The organism is Neobacillus sp. S1115 (genome assembly GCF_055385565.1).
In genome coordinates this window covers 3,132,188-3,150,049 of the sequence record NZ_AP038275.1, presented here as the reverse complement: position 1 = coordinate 3,150,049, position 17,862 = coordinate 3,132,188, and the positions used below count along the sequence as shown (strand labels likewise).

Below are 17,862 nucleotides of genomic sequence, written 5' to 3'. Positions count from 1 at the left end.
AGGAAGTATCACAATGAAATTCACTAGATTTACACAAGGTTCAACTGTTTATACAGGTGTGATAAAAGATAGCAACATCCAGGAAATTAAAGGTGATATGTTTGGAGAATGGGAGTTTACGGGGAACAGTTTCTCTGTAGCTGACGTAAAATTGCTGGCGCCGCTTGAACCAAACCACATCATAGGAATTGGCGCAAACTATGTTTCTAAGCTTGAAAACCTGCCTTCCGAGCTTCCGGAAATTCCAGTTTTCTTCTTTAAACCAACCTCATCCGTTATTGGTCCCGAGGATGAAATTATCATTCCAGAGGGAATTGAACAGGTAAAGTTCGAATCTGAGTTAGCCATTGTCATTGGTAAAGAGGCTAAAAACGTTCCTGAATCAGAGGTGTTGGATTATGTATTCGGCTATACGGTTGGAAACGACGTAACAGCCCCTCAATTTTTCCATCAGGACGGGCATTGGACAATTGGCAAGTCTTTTGATACCTTCACACCGCTCGGGCCTGTGATCGAAACAGAACTGGACCCATTTGCTGTAAAGGTTGAAGCAAACCTGAACGGTGTGGAGAAACAAAATAGTGCTACGGAATTAATGATTATTCCGATCCGAAAAATGGTATCTTATTTGACAAAAGTGATGACTCTTAAGCCGGGAGATGTGATTTTGACAGGCAGTCCACTTGGAGCTGAGCTGGTTGGTGCCGGAGATACAATTGAATGTGAAATTAAAGAAATTGGGACATTGCGTAATACATTTGTATTGGCAAAAGAATCCGTTAAATCTAATTAAATCCCTAGCAATGGCCGGTAAAAGATTTATGCTTTCATGTAACCTATTAGGGACAGTATTTTGAGGTGAGCGATTATGGATAGAGAGAATATGGTCAAATCTGTAAGCAGGGCGTTGGATATTATTCATTTGGTGAGTTTAAAAAAGGGCGGATTAGGTGTGACAGAGATTGCTAAACAAATAGATATCAACAAAAGCTCTGTTTACCGCATCCTATCAACATTTGTCCAGTATGGTTATATCGAGCAAGATGAAGTTACCGGCCGCTATAAACTGGGTTATAAATTCTTGGATATCAGTTCAAAGCTGCTTGAATCCATTGATCTAAGGGCTGAGGCAAAGCCATTCTTAAAACAATTGGAAAGCGAAAGCAATGAAGTTATCCACCTTGTTGTTTATGATCAAGGGGAAGTCGTTTATATCGAGAAATTAGAAGGTACTGAAACGTTACGAATGCATTCCAAAGTAGGAAAAAGGGCTCCCATGCATTGTACATCCGTTGGTAAAGCCATCCTTGCTTTTCAACCTACTGATGTTGTCCTGGATATTCTTGAGCGAAAAGGCATGCCGATGCACACAGATAAAACCATTACCAATAAAGAAGAGTTTCTCCGGGAACTGGCGAACGTAAAACGGAAGGGTTATGCACTTGATTTAGAAGAAAATGAATATGGAATTACATGCATTGCTGTACCGATCTTTGACTATACGGGCAAAGTTGTTGCGGCAGCCAGCCTCTCTGGACCAACAATACGAATGACGGATGATCGATTAAAACGACTTGAAGCACGAATGCTGCACATAGCAAAACAAATATCAACACGACTGGGTTTTGAAAATAGAGTTAGCTAAGAATATTTGACTAGTATAAATGATATACTGGTCAAATATATTTTTGGATTTTTTTAATTATAATTTTCTAAAAATTGTTGTAATTCAGATAAAAATCCGTATAATAAAAGAGTGATCGAAATGTGTTATATAACATTTGAATTATTGTTGTATAACATGTTTCGTCCTTAGCAACAAATTTAAAGGTTGTTTCTTATTACGAAACGAAAAGGGGTGAAAGTTTAAAAAAAATTTAAAAGTATGAAATCACAGCGTTTCGCAGTCACTTACATATTAATCAGTCATCATAGAAATCTTTTGATTTATCCATCAGAACTATTCATTTCTAGGTCTGAAAAGGTATAAGACCGATACATGAAAATTTTAATTTTTTTATGATGGGGGATTACTATGACATTTACACAAAATTTTACGGCGGTGGGAGATAGTCTCGCCTTATCCGCTTTGGTAGCTCTTATACCAATTTTATATTTTTTCTGGGCTTTAGCCATAAAACGCATGAAAGGCTATTTAGCTGGTTTATCAACACTACTAATTGCTTTAATACTTGCAGTAGTTGCATTTAAAATGCCTGCCGGTATGGCGGTCATGTCTGCCACGCAGGGTGCCGTATATGGAATATTGCCTATAGGCTGGATCATTATCACATCTGTATTCCTCTACAAATTAACCGTCAAGACTGGCCAATTCGATATTATCCGCCATTCAGTCGTTTCACTTACCGAGGACAGACGACTTCAAGCGCTTTTGGTAGCGTTCTCATTTGGAGCATTCCTTGAAGGAGCTGCCGGTTTTGGCGCTCCGGTTGCCATCTCGGCAGCGCTTCTTGTGGGTCTTGGATTTAATCCTCTTTACGCTGCTGGCCTGTGTTTAATAGCCAATACAGCGCCTGTTGCCTTTGGTGCAATCGGAACTCCCATCATTGCCGTCGAAGGACCAACTGGGATATCAGCATTGGAAATTTCCAAAATGGTCGGACGTCAGTTGCCGTTCTTATCATTATTTGTTCCGTTTTATTTAGTTGTTATTATGGCAGGGTTTAAGAAAGCATTGGAAATCTTACCGGCCATTTTCATCACAGGGTTCACTTTTGCAGTAACTCAATACTTAAGCTCCAACTTCCTTGGTCCAGAACTTCCCGATATTTTATCTGCATTAGTGTCATTATTTGCCCTAGCAATCTTCTTGAAATTTTGGAAACCAAAAACTATTTTCCGCTTTTCATCTGAGCAAGAACTGGCTGCATCCGTTGCTGCCAAAGCATCTAATAGTCAGCAAGTAAAATACTCAGGTGGGCAAATTTTTAAAGCTTGGTCACCATTCCTTGTATTGACTGCATTTATTACGATTTGGGGAATCCCAACAGTCAAATTGGCTTTGACAGGTCATTATGAAGGAACAAATGCTATTTTGAAAGCGGTAAATGCTCTTGGGCATGCGTTAACACTGATGCCTGAAGTTCCATTATTAAACAACCAAGTCATTAATTCTGCCGGTGCTCCTGTTGCAGCCATTTATAAGCTGGAAATCTTGGGTGCAGCTGGCACATCAGTCATTATTGCGGCCATTGTCACCAAGTTTATCGTTAAAATTTCTTGGAGAGAATGGGTTGCAACCTTTGGGGAAACTCTCAGTGAACTAAAGTTCCCTATCATTACAATCGCTTCAGTTGTAGGGTATGCCTATGTAACTAACTCATCAGGGATGAGTACGACATTAGGAATGACGCTCGCAAAAACAGGTTCCCTATTTGCCTTTTTCTCTCCAGTCCTTGGATGGTTAGGCGTGTTTATCACTGGATCAGATACATCATCGAACCTTTTGTTTGGTGCAATGCAAAAGGTGACAGCACTGAACCTTGGTATGGATCCGGTATTAGCAGTCGCTGCAAACTCTTCGGGTGGGGTTACTGGAAAAATGATATCACCACAATCGATTGCTGTAGCTTGTGCAGCTGTAGGCCTGGCAGGAAAAGAGGCCGACTTGTTCCGCTTTACGGTTAAACACAGTATTGTTTTGGTCTTTATTGTCTGTATTATGACATTCCTGCAAAATAGCAGTGTATTAGGTTGGATGGTTCCATAAAATAGAATCCAATCCGTTTCGGTTAAGGTCAGCCAAATTTTAGGCTGGCCTTTTTGTGATACCTGGTGAAGGTACAGTGCCTTGGGCGGTGTGTTTTTTAATTTGCTAGAAAAAGGGAAAAAGGGGATTGGATAACCTAAAATTGGTAGGATTTGAACTAGTTATTGGAAGATTTGCGGTTGGCTTTTATCGACAAGTTTCTAAACAGAATGCCATCTCTATTTGTCATAAAAATTATTTTTCGAGCTTTGTCGAAAAAACAAATTTTCTTAAAAAATTTTTGTTAAAATAATTTGAATAAGTCTGATTTTTATTCTAGTTAGTTTCAATAGGTTAATTGTAAACTAGAGTATATAAATGAAATGGTTTTTAGCATTAAACAACACTTGGCAGAGCGGTGAAAAAATAATTATGAAATTTAAAACAAAATTGTATTTAGGGTTTGGCTTATTGATTTTCCTGTTTATTGTTTTTTTATTATTCTTAATGATGCTGATGAATCAGTTGAACACGAATATGAAGAATGCCGTTGACAACTACGAACTGGCAAAGACTGCCTACAAGATTCAAGATTCCCTCAATTGGTATCGCAGTGATTCCAAGGGCATTTTGGCGAATCCGCCGGCTGACCTGTTAAAAGAATTTCAAGACCATAAGGAACAAAGTTACTTGAATGCCAATCAAGCGATTGAGAGTCTCCGTAAGCTCGACAAACGCGAAAAATCTCAGAAAGCCATCGCTGAATTACAAACATTAAGTATTCAACTCCGTGCCATGGAGGCCAAGACCAATAAGTTAATGGAACAAAACAAGGACGAAGAAGCAAGGAACCTATTTTGGTATGATACGTGGGATGTCATTGATAAAATGACAAGTGATGCCACTTATTTACAGACCATTCAGGAGGATGGAGTTCAAAGTGAATTTGAACTGTCGAACGATACCACCTCCACCGCCTACAAATTCATATTTGGCTATGCTGTCGCCGTTCTCATCTTGGGCGGAGCGATCACATTCTTAATCCTAAGGAGTATGTCTAAAAATTTAAATGATGTCATGTCCGTTTTCACAAACGCCGCCTTTGGCAAGGGGGACCATCTGCCGCGGATCAAGGTGAAAACAAAGGATGAAATCGGACAAATCTCAATCGCTTATAATGAAATGGCCCAAGTGCTTGAGAAACATCATAAACAAGAAAAAGAATTAAAAAATGCAGCTGAGGAACAAAGCTGGTTAAATACGAAGATTGCGGAAATTGCCACGATGTACCCCGGCATTAACAACCTCAATGAATTAGCTCAGCTTTTTATTACAAGGTTGGCACCTATTGTCGGGGCAAGCTACGGGCTTATTTATATGAGGGAAGACAGCGTATTTCGAAGGTATGGGTCATATGCCGGCCAGGAGGAGCCTGTTGGGCGGGAAAGTTTCTCTGTGGGTGAAGGGCTAGTCGGTCAATGTGCGCTTGATAGAAGGCCGATATTGCTTGAAGACATACCCGAGAATTATATCAAAATTTCATCCGGCACTGGCGAAGCGTCCCCAAACAGCATCCTTGTCATTCCTGCTGAATATCAGGGAGAAGTGCTTGCTGTCATTGAACTCGCTTCATTTAAACCATTCGCTCGGCTTGAACAGGTACTCCTTGAGGAAGTCGTCAGCCATCTTGGTATCAACATTAAGAGTATCCAAAGGCATATGCGGGTGGAAGAATTGCTCCAGGAATCACAAACCCTAACCGAAGAGCTGCAAAGTCAGTCCGAAGAGCTGCAATTGCAGCAGGAAGAATTACGGACCGTCAATGAACAGCTTGAAGAACAGTTCAAAAGCTCAGAGAAAAAAACGCATGAACTTGAAAAAATTAAAAATATGCTCGAGGAGAAGGCTCAGCAATTAATGATGAGTTCCCAATATAAATCCGAGTTTCTTGCCAATATGTCACACGAGCTGCGGACACCGTTGAACAGCTTGTTGATTCTGGCACAAATGCTTTCAGAAAACAGCGCTCAAAACCTAACCCAAAAGCAGGTTGAATATGCAAAAACAATCCTTTCCTCTGGTCATGACCTGCTGCGGTTAATCAATGATGTCCTTGATATCTCTAAAATTGAGGCTGGTAAGATGGAGATTTACCTAGAGAAAACAGAGATTCAAGAAATAAAGGCATCACTCGAGTTACAATTTTTCCCGCTCGCACGGCAAAAGGGACTCGACTTTTCGATTCAGCTTGACCGTTTTTTACCGGGTCTAATCCATACCGACCCACAGCGGCTCCAGCAAATTCTTATCAATTTGCTATCAAATGCCTTCAAATTTACAGAAAAGGGCCGGATTTTGCTGCAGATTGAGAAAGCAAAGCAAACTGTTTTTTCAGAGGAAAAGGGAAATAATCAAGTCGAAACCATGATTGCTTTTTCAGTGAGGGATACAGGGATTGGCATTTCACTAGAGAATCAGAAGTTAATTTTTGAGGCCTTTCAACAAGCCGATGGAACGACAAGCCGCAAATATGGCGGCACTGGCCTGGGGCTATCGATCAGCCGCGAACTGGCTCAGCTTTTAGGCGGCTATCTGACAGTTGACAGCAAAATCGGCGAAGGCAGCACGTTTACATTATACATTCCTGGTTTGGCATATGAACCAGCACGGCTTGAGGCGGCCGTCACGGTTGAAGAATCAAAGCCGGCTAGTTTTACCGGGGAATCTCTTGAAGGGAAAAAAATCCTGATTGTCGACGATGATATGCGCAATATTTTTGCTTTAACAACCGCACTTGAAAGCTATTTTGTTGAAGTAGTTTTTGCGGAAAATGGCAGAGAAGGCATCGATGTCCTGCAAAAAAATCCGGATATTGACCTCGTGTTGATGGACATTATGATGCCGGAAATGGATGGGTTTGAAGCGATTCGCGCTATCCGCCAGATGCCTGAATACATGAATCTTCCTATCATTGCCCTGACCGCAAAGGCAATGAAAAGTGATCGAAAAAAATGCATCGAAGCCGGGGCATCTGATTATATCAGCAAACCCGTGCATATAGAGCAGCTTATTTCCATTATGCGAGTTTGGCTATATCGATAAGAAAGGTTTAATTATAAATGGAAAAATTAATATCATTCGACAAGAGTGAAATTGAAAAGATTGAAATGAACCTGCTGCTAGAGGGGATTTATCGATTATATGGGGTCGATTTCCGTAATTATTCTGCCCCGTTTGTAAAGCGGCGAATTGAACATCGGATTCGGACAGAGAAGCTCTCAGGAATCTCTGACCTCCAGCAAAAGATTCTCTACGACCCGCTGTTGATGCGTCGCTTCTTTAACGATTTTTCAATAAATGTGACGGAAATGTTCCGGGACCCTTCGTTTTTTCTAGCATTTCGGACAAAGATTGTTCCGCTCTTGCGCAATTTTCCCGCAATTCGGATTTGGCATGTCGGCTGCGCGACTGGTGAAGAGGTCCTTTCGATGGCGATTCTCCTGCATGAGGAAGGCCTTTATAAAAAAACTAGACTTTATGCCACCGATATTAGCGAGGGGGCCCTGGACCAGGCCAGAAAAGCGATGATGCCCTTGAACAAAATGAAAAATTATACGAAAAACTACCTTGAGGCAGGCGGGACAAGTGCTTTTTCCGAATATTATGTTGCCCGGGAGTCATGCGCCGCATTCCATTCTTTTCTTACTGAAAATGTAGTATTTGCGCAGCATAATTTAGCCACCGACCAATCGTTTAATGAATTTCATGTCATCATTTGCCGGAATGTCATGATCTATTTTAATAAATCGCTGCAAAATCGTGTGCTGCACCTGCTGCATGAAAGTCTGTCTTCATCCGGATTCCTTGGTTTGGGAAGTAAGGAGGGAATCCAGTTTACCGATATCGCAAATTATTATGAGGAAGTCGATTCTGATGAGAAACTCTACCGTAAAATCCATTCATAATATCCACCCTGTGGATCCAATCAATATTTTAATGGTCGATGACCGCCCGGAAAACCTGCTCGCTTTAGAGGCCGTTTTAGCATCGCCCCATTATCGTTTAGTGAAGGCAGGCTCGGGTGAGGAAGCGTTGAAATGTGTGCTGAGGCAGAATTTTGCCGTCATTTTGCTGGATGTGCAAATGCCAGGATTGAACGGTTTTGAAACGGCAAAATTGATTAAGGCGCGGGAAAAATCAAAGTTTGTTCCCATTATTTTTATCACGGCTATCAGTCAAACGACCGAGCATGTCCTAAAGGGATATAATTTAGGGGCAGTTGATTATATTTTTAAACCGTTTCATCCGGAGACATTAAAGTTAAAGGTGCAGGAGTTTGTCAAAATCCATCAAAATCAGGGTCGTAAGGAAATCGAGCGGCAGCAAGAGCTTCTTCATGTAAACGCAAAGCTGAACAAGACGACCCTTGATTTGCAAAAAAAAGAAGAATTGGCCCGGGTGATTGAAGAAACACTGATTGACACGATTATTACGTTTGACCAGGAAGGGTCGATAATCTCGGTCAATCCTGCAGCCCAAAAATTATTTGGCTATTCGATGGGGGAGTTTTTGGGACTTAAAATGGAGGACCTTTTTGTAAAAATGTGGGATCGAAATGGACCCTCCATCGGGAAATTGCTTGAGGCTGTTGCCAAGCATAAAAACGAAAATCACTTTCCTGTCGAGCTGCAAATCGGTGAGGCGGTTATCCATAATGAGCATTTCTACGTTTGTTCGCTGCGCGATATTACCGAGCGGAAGCAGCAATACGAGCTGCTCGAGAAGCTGGTGGAAGAGAGGACGAATGAACTTGTCATTGCCAACGAAAAGCTGAGTAAAGAAATAGAGGTACGGATGCAATTTGAAGAAGAGCTACGGAAGGAAATTGAAGTCCGAAAACAATTTGCCGAAGACTTGCGCTTGTCGAAGGAACATTTTTATAAAATTTTTCAATCAAGCCCTTGCTTAATTGAAATTCGTTCGATGACAGACGGCAGATACCTGGACGTGAATGCAAGCTGGCTCAAATTTACTGGTTATTCTGCTGAGGAAGTCATCGACCGGCAGCAGGAGTTTTTACCCGTCAGTTACAAGGACTCCCCGCAAAATGAAAAGATTCAATACCAAACAAAATCAGGTGAGAAGCGGCAGGGCTTGTTGGCAACGGAAATTATTGAAGTGAATGGGGAAAGCTGCATTCTCAGTGTAATTACTGATGTAACCGAGCTTGAACAATTGGGAGCGAAAATTGCGCGCCTCGATCGCCTCAATTTAATTGGCGAAATGGCGGCGGGAATTGCCCATGAAATTAGGAATCCGATGACCACCGTCAAAGGGTTTTTGGAGCTTTCAAAAAAAAGCATCGACAATCTATCCGTTCAATATATTGATTTAATGCTGTCCGAATTGGACCGGGCCAATTCAATTATTTCCGAATTTCTTAATTTAGCGAAAAACAAGCAATCGTATAAAAAATCTCAGTGGTTGAATCCGATTATTGAGGGGCTTTATCCTTTAATCAAAGCCGAAGCGCTGCTGACGGATAAAACGGTCTCCTTGCTGTTATCGGAAGTCCCGCGGCTTTATCTTGATGAAAAAGAAATTAGCCAACTGATTCTTAATCTTTCCCTGAATGGGCTCGAGTCGATGGCAGCCGGCGGGGAATTGACAATTAAAACTTATCTTGACGGGCAGGATGTAGTGCTGGAAATCCAAGACCAAGGCTCCGGTATCGAACCTGAACTGATTGATATGATTGGGACGCCGTTTTTCACTACCAAAGATTCCGGGACTGGCTTGGGCCTGCCCATCTGCTATAGTGTCGCCGAGCGTCATGAAGCCGTTATCGATCTGCAAACAAGCACTGAAGGAACTACCTTTTATGTCCGTTTTCGGGAAAGGGATTTCTAGAAAAAAAACACATATTTTTTGTTTGTCAATAAAATTTCGAGGCAAAAGAACCATCCCCATGCATCCGAAAGAGATAAAGGAGGAAAAGCTTTGACAAAAACAAATCAAAAAATCGTTCCGCATTTATGGTATGACAAGGAGGCAAAAGAAGCAGCCGAGTTTTACGTTAACATATTCCCTGACTCGAAAATTACAGATGTGACAACCATTCACGACACACCCTCAGGCGATTCTGACATAGTCTCATTTGAGCTATGGGGGCAGAAGTTCGCGGCTATCAGCGCAGGACCTTTTTTCAAGATCAATCCGTCGATATCTTTTATGGTAAACTTTGACCCATCACGAGATAAAGACGCGAGAGAAAAAATAGATGAAGTTTGGAACACATTATCCGATGGGGGCACAGCGTTAATGCCGCTTGATAAGTATCCGTTCAGTGAAAGGTATGGTTGGATTCAGGATAAGTTTGGTTTGACATGGCAGTTAATCCTAACCAATCCAGAAGGTGAAGAGCGTCCTCCATTAATTCCATCACTTTTGTTTGTCGGTGATCAATGTGGTAACGCGGAAGAGGCGATAAATTTTTATTTATCAATATTTAAGAATGCGAAGCAGGGACTGATCGCCCGCTATCCTAAAGGAATGGAACCTGATAAAGAAGGAACAGTCATGTTCAGTGAATTCATGCTTGAAGATCAGTGGTTTACCGCAATGGATAGTGCCCACGAGCATAAATTCAGTTTTAACGAGGCAATCTCATTTATGGTTTACTGCGACACACAAGAAGAGATTGATTACTACTGGGAGAAGCTCTCTAAGGTTCCTGAAGCGGAGCAATGCGGCTGGCTGAAAGACCAGTATGGTATATCTTGGCAAGTCGTGCCTAGTGAGATGGACGAAATGATGAGCAAAAGTACACCTGATCAACTTGCACGCGTAACGAAAGCATTTCTAAAAATGAAGAAATTTGATCTTGAGGAATTGCGTAAAGCATACAAGGGATCTTGAGAATAGTGCCTAAGTGATATAAAAAAAATGAAGTAGAATTCGGTATGTTGGTTCGATCCCGACCACCGATATAAATAATATAGCAGTATTATAATGATACACGAGAACCGTCCCCATGCATCACTTGCCTTTGTTAGGGAAAAGTATGGATGAAAAGAATTTCATTTTGGGGGATCTTGCATTGAATTCTAAATTTAAAGCTTTGTTTGAGTCGTTTGCTTTACCATGTGGTGTTGAATTGAAAAACCGGATAGTGATGGCACCGATGACTAATTTTTCATCGAACGAAGATGGGACGGTTTCGGATTCAGAAGTAAAATATTATGCAAGGCGGTCTGGCGGTGTAGGAATGGTGGTCACTGCTTGTACATATGTTACTGCAAATGGTAAGGGGTTTAATGGAGAATTTGGCGCTGATTCTGATGAATTAATCCCCAGTTTACGACAACTGGCCATAGGTATTAAAGAGCAGGGTGCTAAAGCTGTATTGCAAATTTTCCATGGCGGGAGGCAAGTTCCTCCTCAATTAGTGCCAAATGGTGATGTTGTTAGTGCTAGTGCCATTCCGTCTGAAGGGGCAGGGAAGCCTGTTCCTAGAGAACTGCCGGAAGAAGAAATTGAAGCGATTATTAAAGCTTTTGGGGAAACAACCAGAAGGGCCATTGAAGCAGGCTATGATGGTGTTGAAATCCACGGGGCAAACGGCTATCTTATTCAGCAATTCTTTTCTCCGCATTCCAATCGCCGGGATGATCGATGGGGCGGCAGCATTGAAAAGAGATTGACCTTTCCACTGGCAATTGTCGATGAAGTGAAAAGGGTTGTTGCCGAAAATACAAATGAACCTTTCATTGTCGGCTACCGCTTTTCACCAGAAGAACCAGAAACACCTGGGATTACGATGGCAGATACTTTGGTGCTAATCGATGCGCTGGCGGATAAAAACCTTGATTACCTTCATGTTTCATTAAATGATTTCTGGTCAAAGCCAAAAAGAGGCGTGGACGATTCCCGGGCACGAATCGAAATTATACAGGAACGCGTTGGAAGTAAGGTACCTGTAATCGGTGTTGGCTCACTTTATTCTGCAGACGATGTCCTCAGGGCAAAGGAGACGGGGATACCACTTATTGCAATGGGTCGGGAATTAATCATTGATCCAGATTGGGTTCAAAAGGTGGCAGAAGGCAAGGAAGATGAAATTGCAACTAAAATTGACAAAGGAAAGCAGCAGGAATTAATGGTTCCAGACCCATTGTGGCAGGCTATCATCCATACTCCGGGCTGGTTTCCGGGAATTGAATAAAAATAGATAAAGTAAAATGATGCATGGGGACGGTTCTCATGCATCATTTATTTTATGAATGAGGCACAAGAACCGTCCCCATGCTTCTTCTTAGCCCGGTTTATGCATATAATGAGTGGGAATGGACTCATCATTAAACAGGAGGGGATGATGATGAAATTTACGGTTCAATATATTCCGCTTGATAAAATCAAGCCGGACTTTTCGACGAAGATGACGGAGCACATGAAGAGGCTGCAGAGATTTATGTGGGATTGTATGTTTGTGTTGGTGGTAAGAAAAAGCAGGAAAGACGGCAGCTATATCATTGTCAGTGGCCAGGAGCGCTTCGAAAGCCTCAAGAAACATACAAAAAGTATTTACGCGCCGTGTATTGTAGACAAAAGCACTTCCTCTGATATTAAATCGTGGTTTCATCGTTTGCTTAAAAAGCAGCCCCTGGATGATTTTCCTTTCACGCCAAAAAGCTGGTCGATTGTCCGTTTCTTTCTAAAACAAGAACCTCGTTTCAAACACCTAACCCGATCCCAACAAATAAGAGTCCTAATATTGGCTGTAAAGTACAAAAAAACCGTAGTTTACTCAATGAGAACCATGGTAGATGAAATCTTAAAATGATGCATGGGGACGGTTCTCTTGCCTCAATTTTCTTCAAGTGAGGCACAAGAACCGTCCCCACGCTTCACTTTTCCGCAAGGATTTTCTCAAGTAACGCCCGGCATCCTTCTGTTACAAGCTGGTAAGTTTCTTGGAAATCACCTGTGTAGTAAGGGTCCGGGACATCTTTTCTGTGATTAGTTAAGTCGAGTAGACGGATGATTTTGGGATGATTCGGGTTTCCGGTAATTTCGTTAATGTTTCTTGTGTTGGCTTCATCCATGCCGATGATGTAGTCGAATTTTTCAAAGTCGTCTTTTGTTAATTGACGTCCGACAAGGCCCTCCGAGGAAATGTTATATTTCTTTAAGATTCCCAAGGTTCCTTTATGCGGTGGAGAACCAATATGCCATGAACTGGTTGCAGCGGAATCCACAGCAATTTGACCGGACAGATTTTCTTTTTTCAGTAAGTCGCGAAACACAGCCTCAGCCATCGGCGACCGGCAAATGTTCCCCAGACAGACGAATAATACATTGATCATGTTATGAACTCCTTTAGTTAAGACTAGTGGGTCGAAAGGTAATACCGTACCGACAATTCTAAGAATATTATACTTTAGGATTATTGAAAAGCGGAGTGTATATGTTCCCGGAAACAATGCCGAAAAACACCTGCGATAAAAGAGTGAATTAGAGCCACTAGTAAATACTCCTCAAAAACTCTCATAACCAATAAACTACTTGATATAGTGCTTCTTGCATTTCCAATAATGAGGCATAAGAACTGTCCCCATGCCTCATTTAATAGTCTTATTGAGCCATTCACATTCTTTTTTTCCTCCTTTAATATTAAATAGGAAACTATTAAAATATATGGCCATTTGTGTCATTTTCTGTCACCTCAGTTGTTTTTGGAGGAGGATTCTTGTGAATACTGATCAAGCTTTTGAGTTGTTAAAGAGTGCTGGAGTTCCGGATGAGCTTAGCATTCAGACGGTTAGACGGTGGATGCGGGAGCGAAAAATAAGGTTTGAAGGGAAGCAAAGGCTCTCCAAAACAGAGTACATACTGGAAGATACGGATCAAGCCTTTGACCTATTAAAGGATGCAGGTGTTGCTGCAAATATCGGTATTCAACTAGTCAAACGCTGGTATAATGAAGGGAAGATTCATAGACTAGGGAATGTTGACCAAATCAAGGAATACATATCTACCCAGCCCAAATTGCCAGCTTTTGAAGACAAGCCTTCCGATTTGACGATTCGTGAGCTAAAAGTAAAACTTAAAGCACAGGATGAGCAAATCAAAGGGATACAGGAGCTTCATCAAACGTCTTTAAAAGCGATGATCCAGCAACGGGACAAGCTAAATAAAGAAATAGCCAGCCTTCAGCACGAAAAATCGGAATTGCAAATGGAGACAAGAAAAGTGTTAAAGGAAAATATTGACCTTCGTAAGGAGTTGTTAAGACTAAAAGAAGAGCTCTCGAAACAAGGTAAAGGAGAGGATGAAAAGGTTCAATTCCAATCCGGCCCACCATCTAATCCGCAAGATTATCGTCGAAAACTGGGGCTATCCAAAACAGCAGGTCCAAAAGAAGTCATGGTCGGTTTTAAAAAATTATTAATAGAAACGCATCCAGACCATGGCGGCAGCGCTAAGGCCTTCCATTACGTGAAAACAGACTATGATCAATTTAAAAGCAGAATGAAAGGAAACTAAAACTTGGAGAATAACCCGTTACTTTAAAAAGCGGGTTATTTTTTGATGACTATCTTTAGTAGATATTCCGCGAAAGCGCTTGCAATTTCTTCATCGGTTTTTGAACCGTCTTGGACATACCATTGCTGTATCCAATTTAACGCTCCAAGAATGATCAGCCGCACCATTTTAACATCCACTAGAGGGTCGAATACCTTTTGGGCAATGCCTTCATTTATTATACTATCAAAATATTTTGAATAATTTCTCCTTAGCTCTAAAACGTTGTTCAACTTCTCATTAGAGAAATTTTGGTTTGGTTTATCCATAATCATAAACATTGATTTCTCACTTGTAACGAGCAAAATATGGGCACGAATCGCGTTTTGTAATTTCTCGATAGGATTCGAGTCACTAGTTATGACTTCCTCAATTCTTTTCAAACTCATTTCCATAATCATTTGGTGGCAATGATAAAGAAGGTCATCTTTATTTTTAAAATAATTGTACATTGAACCCTTTGTTAGGAGAAGTTTTGCCGCAATTTCTTCCATTGTTGCCCCATGGTAACCTTTCTCAGCAAGAACAGAAGCGGCAGATCGCAAGATTTCCTGTTTCCTCTTGGCAATTTTTTGTGCTCTAAGAGAAGCCATGTAAAACCTCCTTTTAATTCTTGTTACTTTTCCTTTTGGAGTTTTATAGTAAACTATCAGTTATTTTGATGTTTTTTTAAATATATGTTAAATTTTCTGAAAAATCAACCTGAAATTTAAAAATGTAGGAAAAAGTGTTAAATTGTCTTATGTTATGAATAGTTTTTCATAGGTTTAAAATTATCCTATGAAAAATATTAAATTTATATATTGATTTTTCAGAATCTTTGAAATAAAATAAAAAGGTAAACAGTAGGTCAAAAAGTAAATAGTAATTCAGTTGAGATTGGAGTGAAAACATGCTGGAGTATGTCAGAGCAAAACAGTTATTGGTAGATGAAATGCTCAACCGGTCCGCTCGCAGGTTTCCAAATAAAACCGCTATCGTAGATGATAACAAAAGGATTACGTATGTCACTCTGCTAAAACGCGTCAATCAATTAGCAGGCTGGTTTCAGTCGAAGGGAATTAACAAGGGAGAAAAAGTAGCGCTCTTGTTGTACAACTCCATCGAAATCACTGAATGCTTAATAGCTTTAGGCAAAATTGGTGCAGTTGCTGTTCCTGTCAATTTTCGGCTTCAGCAGCTTGAATTTGAATATATTCTCCAAAACTCCGATGCGAAAATGCTGATTGCCCACCAGGATTTTGTTGACATCATTGGAAAAATGAGAGTCAATCTCCCATTGCTGGAAGAAGTGATCGTTGTTGACCAGCAAGAAGCTAAACACCATTCCTATTTTTCGTATGATGACATTTTTGAAACCGCTTTTATTCCTAGTTTGGAAGAATTGAAGGACGATGATGATTTTCTTATCGTATATACCTCAGGAACAACAGGAAAACCAAAAGGTGCTGTCCTCACTCACAAAAATGTCTTTATGAATTCCGTCAATATGTGCCTTGAGTGCAGTTTAACAAAGGACGAAGTACAAGTCATTTCAACCCCCTTGTTTCATATAGGCGGCATATCTGCCTTGACAATGCTATTGCTAGTTGGTGGAACGACCATTTTTCTACGTAAATTTGACCCCGAACATCTTTTGCAAATCTTTGAAAAAGAAAAAGTAACATATTCTTTTATGGTGCCATCGATGTGGAACATACTCCTAGAACTTCCTTCATTCAAAAATTACAATGTGACAAGCATTCAAAAAATATGCTGTGGTGCCGCCACAACACCGTTAGAGCTAAAGAAAAAATTATTGAAGCATTTTCCAAATGCAGGTGTCTTCGATACATTTGGGCATACAGAAATGGCAGCGAGCACATCCACTTTAAAAGCAAGCGATTCGATTCAGAAAACCGGCTCTGTCGGCCTTCCATATTCCAATGTAGAAGTAAGAGTAGTAGATGAAAACATGAATGACTGCGCTCATGGTGAGGTAGGTGAGATTGTATACCGCGGACCAACCACGATGAAAGAGTATTATAAGAACCCTGAGGCTACCGAGGAAACGGTAAAAGGCGGCTGGCTCCATAGCGGGGATTTGGTAAAGCTGGATGATGAAGGATATATCACCGTTGTTGATCGGAAGAAAGATATGATCATCAGCGGCGGCGAAAATATCTATCCAAAGGAAATTGAAGAGGTGTTATATACTCATCCCGATATTCTTGAGGCGGCTGTGGTGGGAATCCCGGATGAAAAATGGGGTGAAACCGTAAAGGCATACATAGTCCTGCGGAATGGGAAAAGCATTACAGCGCAGCAGGTGATTGACTATTGCACGGATAAAATTGCCCGCTATAAAAGGCCGCATTATGTTGAATTTTTAGAGGAACTGCCGAGAAATGGCTCGGGGAAAATTCTCAAAACAAAGCTGAGAGATTATAACTTAAAAGTGTAAGAGAGTGGAGTGGATGGGGACATGGATCAAGTCTATACCCCACTGAAGGGCAGTAATTTGCATGAGAGTTTAAAAGAGTAAAGGAGGAACATATGAAAGCCGTTATTTTAAGAGACCTTGGCGGACCGGAGCAATATCGAATCGAAGATGTTGACATCCCCAGTCCCGGTGAGAATGAGGTTTTAGTACGTGTTAGAGCAGCGGCTTTTAATCGCCGTGACATATTTATTCGAAAAGGCGAATATCCGGGAATCCGTCTTCCATCGATTCCAGGGGCGGATGGGGCAGGTGAGATTGCTGCTGTCGGCAAAGGGGTGAAAGACCTCGCTATCGGAAATAAGGTGGTCATCAATCCGGCATTAAATTGGGGTGATGATGAAAGAATCTATACAAAAGACTTTTCGATTGTCGGAGTCCCTACAGATGGCACTTTTGCTGAGTATATCAAGGTTCCAAGGGAAAATGTTTTTCCTAAACCTGAATATCTCTCGTGGGAAGAAGCTGCAGCCTTGCCATTAGGAGGGCTTACTGCGTATCGTGCATTGTTTACTAAAGGCAAGGTACAAAAGGGTGAAGCTGTTTTAATTCCGGGTATTGGAGGTGGTGTCGCGACATTCCTGCTGCAGATGGCATCTGTCTTGGGTGCCAAGGTGTTTGTTACCTCCAGCAGTGAAGACAAAATTCAAAAAGCAATTTCTTTAGGAGCAACAGCGGGAGTCAATTACAGAGACCCAAATTGGGAAAAGCAATTAAGAAAATGGCTGCCGGAGGGCGCTGATCTGATCATTGACAGCGTGGGCGGTGAAAATTTTGCAAAGCTATTGAATATTGCCAAGCACGGTAGCCGGATTGTTACCTTTGGGGCCACTGCTGGACTTGTTCCACAGCTTGTAATGCCAAAATTATTCTTAAAACAAATCGATATTTTGGGGACCACAATGGGTTCACCAACTGAATTTCAGAAGATGCTTTCCTTCTATGATGAACACAAAATAAAGCCGGTCATTGACTCTGTTTATTCCTTTGCGGATATTCAGGAAGCGCAAACCCGAATGGAAAAAGGGTTAAACTTCGGCAAAGTTGTGGTTACCATACAAAAGCAAGAATCGTAAACGATGGAGGTAAA

At 41.2% G+C, this 17,862-nt stretch carries 14 protein-coding genes; 12 read left to right on the top strand and 2 right to left on the bottom strand.

Annotation, left to right across the window (positions count from 1 at the left end):
• The first annotated feature begins 13 nt into the window (after nucleotides 1-13).
• The 9 genes from ACZ5B7_RS15205 (at nucleotide 14) to ACZ5B7_RS15165 (ending at nucleotide 12,551) form a co-directional block, all read left to right on the top strand.
• The gene (locus ACZ5B7_RS15205) at nucleotides 14-793 is read left to right on the top strand and encodes a fumarylacetoacetate hydrolase family protein (RefSeq protein ID WP_464489948.1); all 780 of its coding nucleotides are present in this window, start codon (nucleotides 14-16) and stop codon (nucleotides 791-793) included.
• 75 nt (nucleotides 794-868) lie between these two features.
• Nucleotides 869-1,645, top strand: a complete 777-nt coding sequence (locus tag ACZ5B7_RS15200) for an IclR family transcriptional regulator (RefSeq protein ID WP_464489947.1) — start codon at nucleotides 869-871, stop codon at nucleotides 1,643-1,645.
• A 390-nt stretch (nucleotides 1,646-2,035) separates the two neighbouring features.
• The gene (locus ACZ5B7_RS15195; RefSeq protein WP_464489946.1) at nucleotides 2,036-3,730 is read left to right on the top strand and encodes an L-lactate permease; all 1,695 of its coding nucleotides are present in this window, start codon (nucleotides 2,036-2,038) and stop codon (nucleotides 3,728-3,730) included.
• Between the two features lie 357 nt (nucleotides 3,731-4,087).
• The gene (locus ACZ5B7_RS15190) at nucleotides 4,088-6,811 is read left to right on the top strand and encodes a response regulator (protein ID WP_464489945.1); all 2,724 of its coding nucleotides are present in this window, start codon (nucleotides 4,088-4,090) and stop codon (nucleotides 6,809-6,811) included.
• A gap of 17 nt (nucleotides 6,812-6,828) precedes the next feature.
• The gene (locus ACZ5B7_RS15185) at nucleotides 6,829-7,674 is read left to right on the top strand and encodes a CheR family methyltransferase (protein WP_464489944.1); all 846 of its coding nucleotides are present in this window, start codon (nucleotides 6,829-6,831) and stop codon (nucleotides 7,672-7,674) included.
• On the top strand, nucleotides 7,643-9,619 hold the full coding sequence (locus ACZ5B7_RS15180) for a PAS domain S-box protein (protein WP_464489943.1): 1,977 nt from the start codon (nucleotides 7,643-7,645) through the stop codon (nucleotides 9,617-9,619). Before ACZ5B7_RS15185 ends, ACZ5B7_RS15180 begins: the two co-directional genes overlap by 32 nt.
• 90 nt (nucleotides 9,620-9,709) lie before the next feature.
• Nucleotides 9,710-10,627: a VOC family protein gene (locus tag ACZ5B7_RS15175; protein WP_464489942.1), complete on the top strand. Its 918-nt coding sequence runs from the start codon at nucleotides 9,710-9,712 to the stop codon at nucleotides 10,625-10,627.
• 181 nt (nucleotides 10,628-10,808) lie between these two features.
• Nucleotides 10,809-11,933: an NADH-dependent flavin oxidoreductase gene (locus tag ACZ5B7_RS15170; protein WP_464489941.1), complete on the top strand. Its 1,125-nt coding sequence runs from the start codon at nucleotides 10,809-10,811 to the stop codon at nucleotides 11,931-11,933.
• A gap of 147 nt (nucleotides 11,934-12,080) precedes the next feature.
• The gene (locus ACZ5B7_RS15165) at nucleotides 12,081-12,551 is read left to right on the top strand and encodes a ParB N-terminal domain-containing protein (protein WP_464489940.1); all 471 of its coding nucleotides are present in this window, start codon (nucleotides 12,081-12,083) and stop codon (nucleotides 12,549-12,551) included.
• A 64-nt stretch (nucleotides 12,552-12,615) separates the two neighbouring features.
• On the opposite strand, the gene ACZ5B7_RS15160 is transcribed toward ACZ5B7_RS15165, so the two are convergent.
• Entirely contained in the window at nucleotides 12,616-13,074 is a 459-nt protein-coding gene (locus ACZ5B7_RS15160) for a low molecular weight protein-tyrosine-phosphatase (RefSeq protein ID WP_464489939.1), read from the bottom strand.
• A 385-nt stretch (nucleotides 13,075-13,459) separates the two neighbouring features.
• Here ACZ5B7_RS15160 and ACZ5B7_RS15155 point away from each other — a divergent pair, with 385 nt between their 5' ends.
• A complete protein-coding gene (locus ACZ5B7_RS15155) occupies nucleotides 13,460-14,254 on the top strand; it encodes a hypothetical protein (protein ID WP_464489938.1) in 795 nt (264 codons plus the stop codon).
• 35 nt (nucleotides 14,255-14,289) lie between these two features.
• Here the strand turns inward: ACZ5B7_RS15155 and ACZ5B7_RS15150 are convergent, their stop codons facing one another.
• The gene (locus tag ACZ5B7_RS15150) at nucleotides 14,290-14,886 is read right to left on the bottom strand and encodes a TetR/AcrR family transcriptional regulator (RefSeq protein WP_464489937.1); all 597 of its coding nucleotides are present in this window, start codon (nucleotides 14,884-14,886) and stop codon (nucleotides 14,290-14,292) included.
• A 299-nt stretch (nucleotides 14,887-15,185) separates the two neighbouring features.
• On the opposite strand from ACZ5B7_RS15150, the gene menE reads away from it, so the two are divergent.
• Nucleotides 15,186-16,736 (top strand): o-succinylbenzoate--CoA ligase, encoded by a 1,551-nt coding sequence (gene menE, locus ACZ5B7_RS15145; protein WP_464489936.1) that lies wholly within the window; start codon nucleotides 15,186-15,188, stop codon nucleotides 16,734-16,736.
• Nucleotides 16,737-16,828: 92 nt separating this feature from the next.
• A complete protein-coding gene (locus ACZ5B7_RS15140; RefSeq protein ID WP_464489935.1) occupies nucleotides 16,829-17,848 on the top strand; it encodes a zinc-binding dehydrogenase in 1,020 nt (339 codons plus the stop codon).
• Nucleotides 17,849-17,862: the final 14 nt, after the last annotated feature.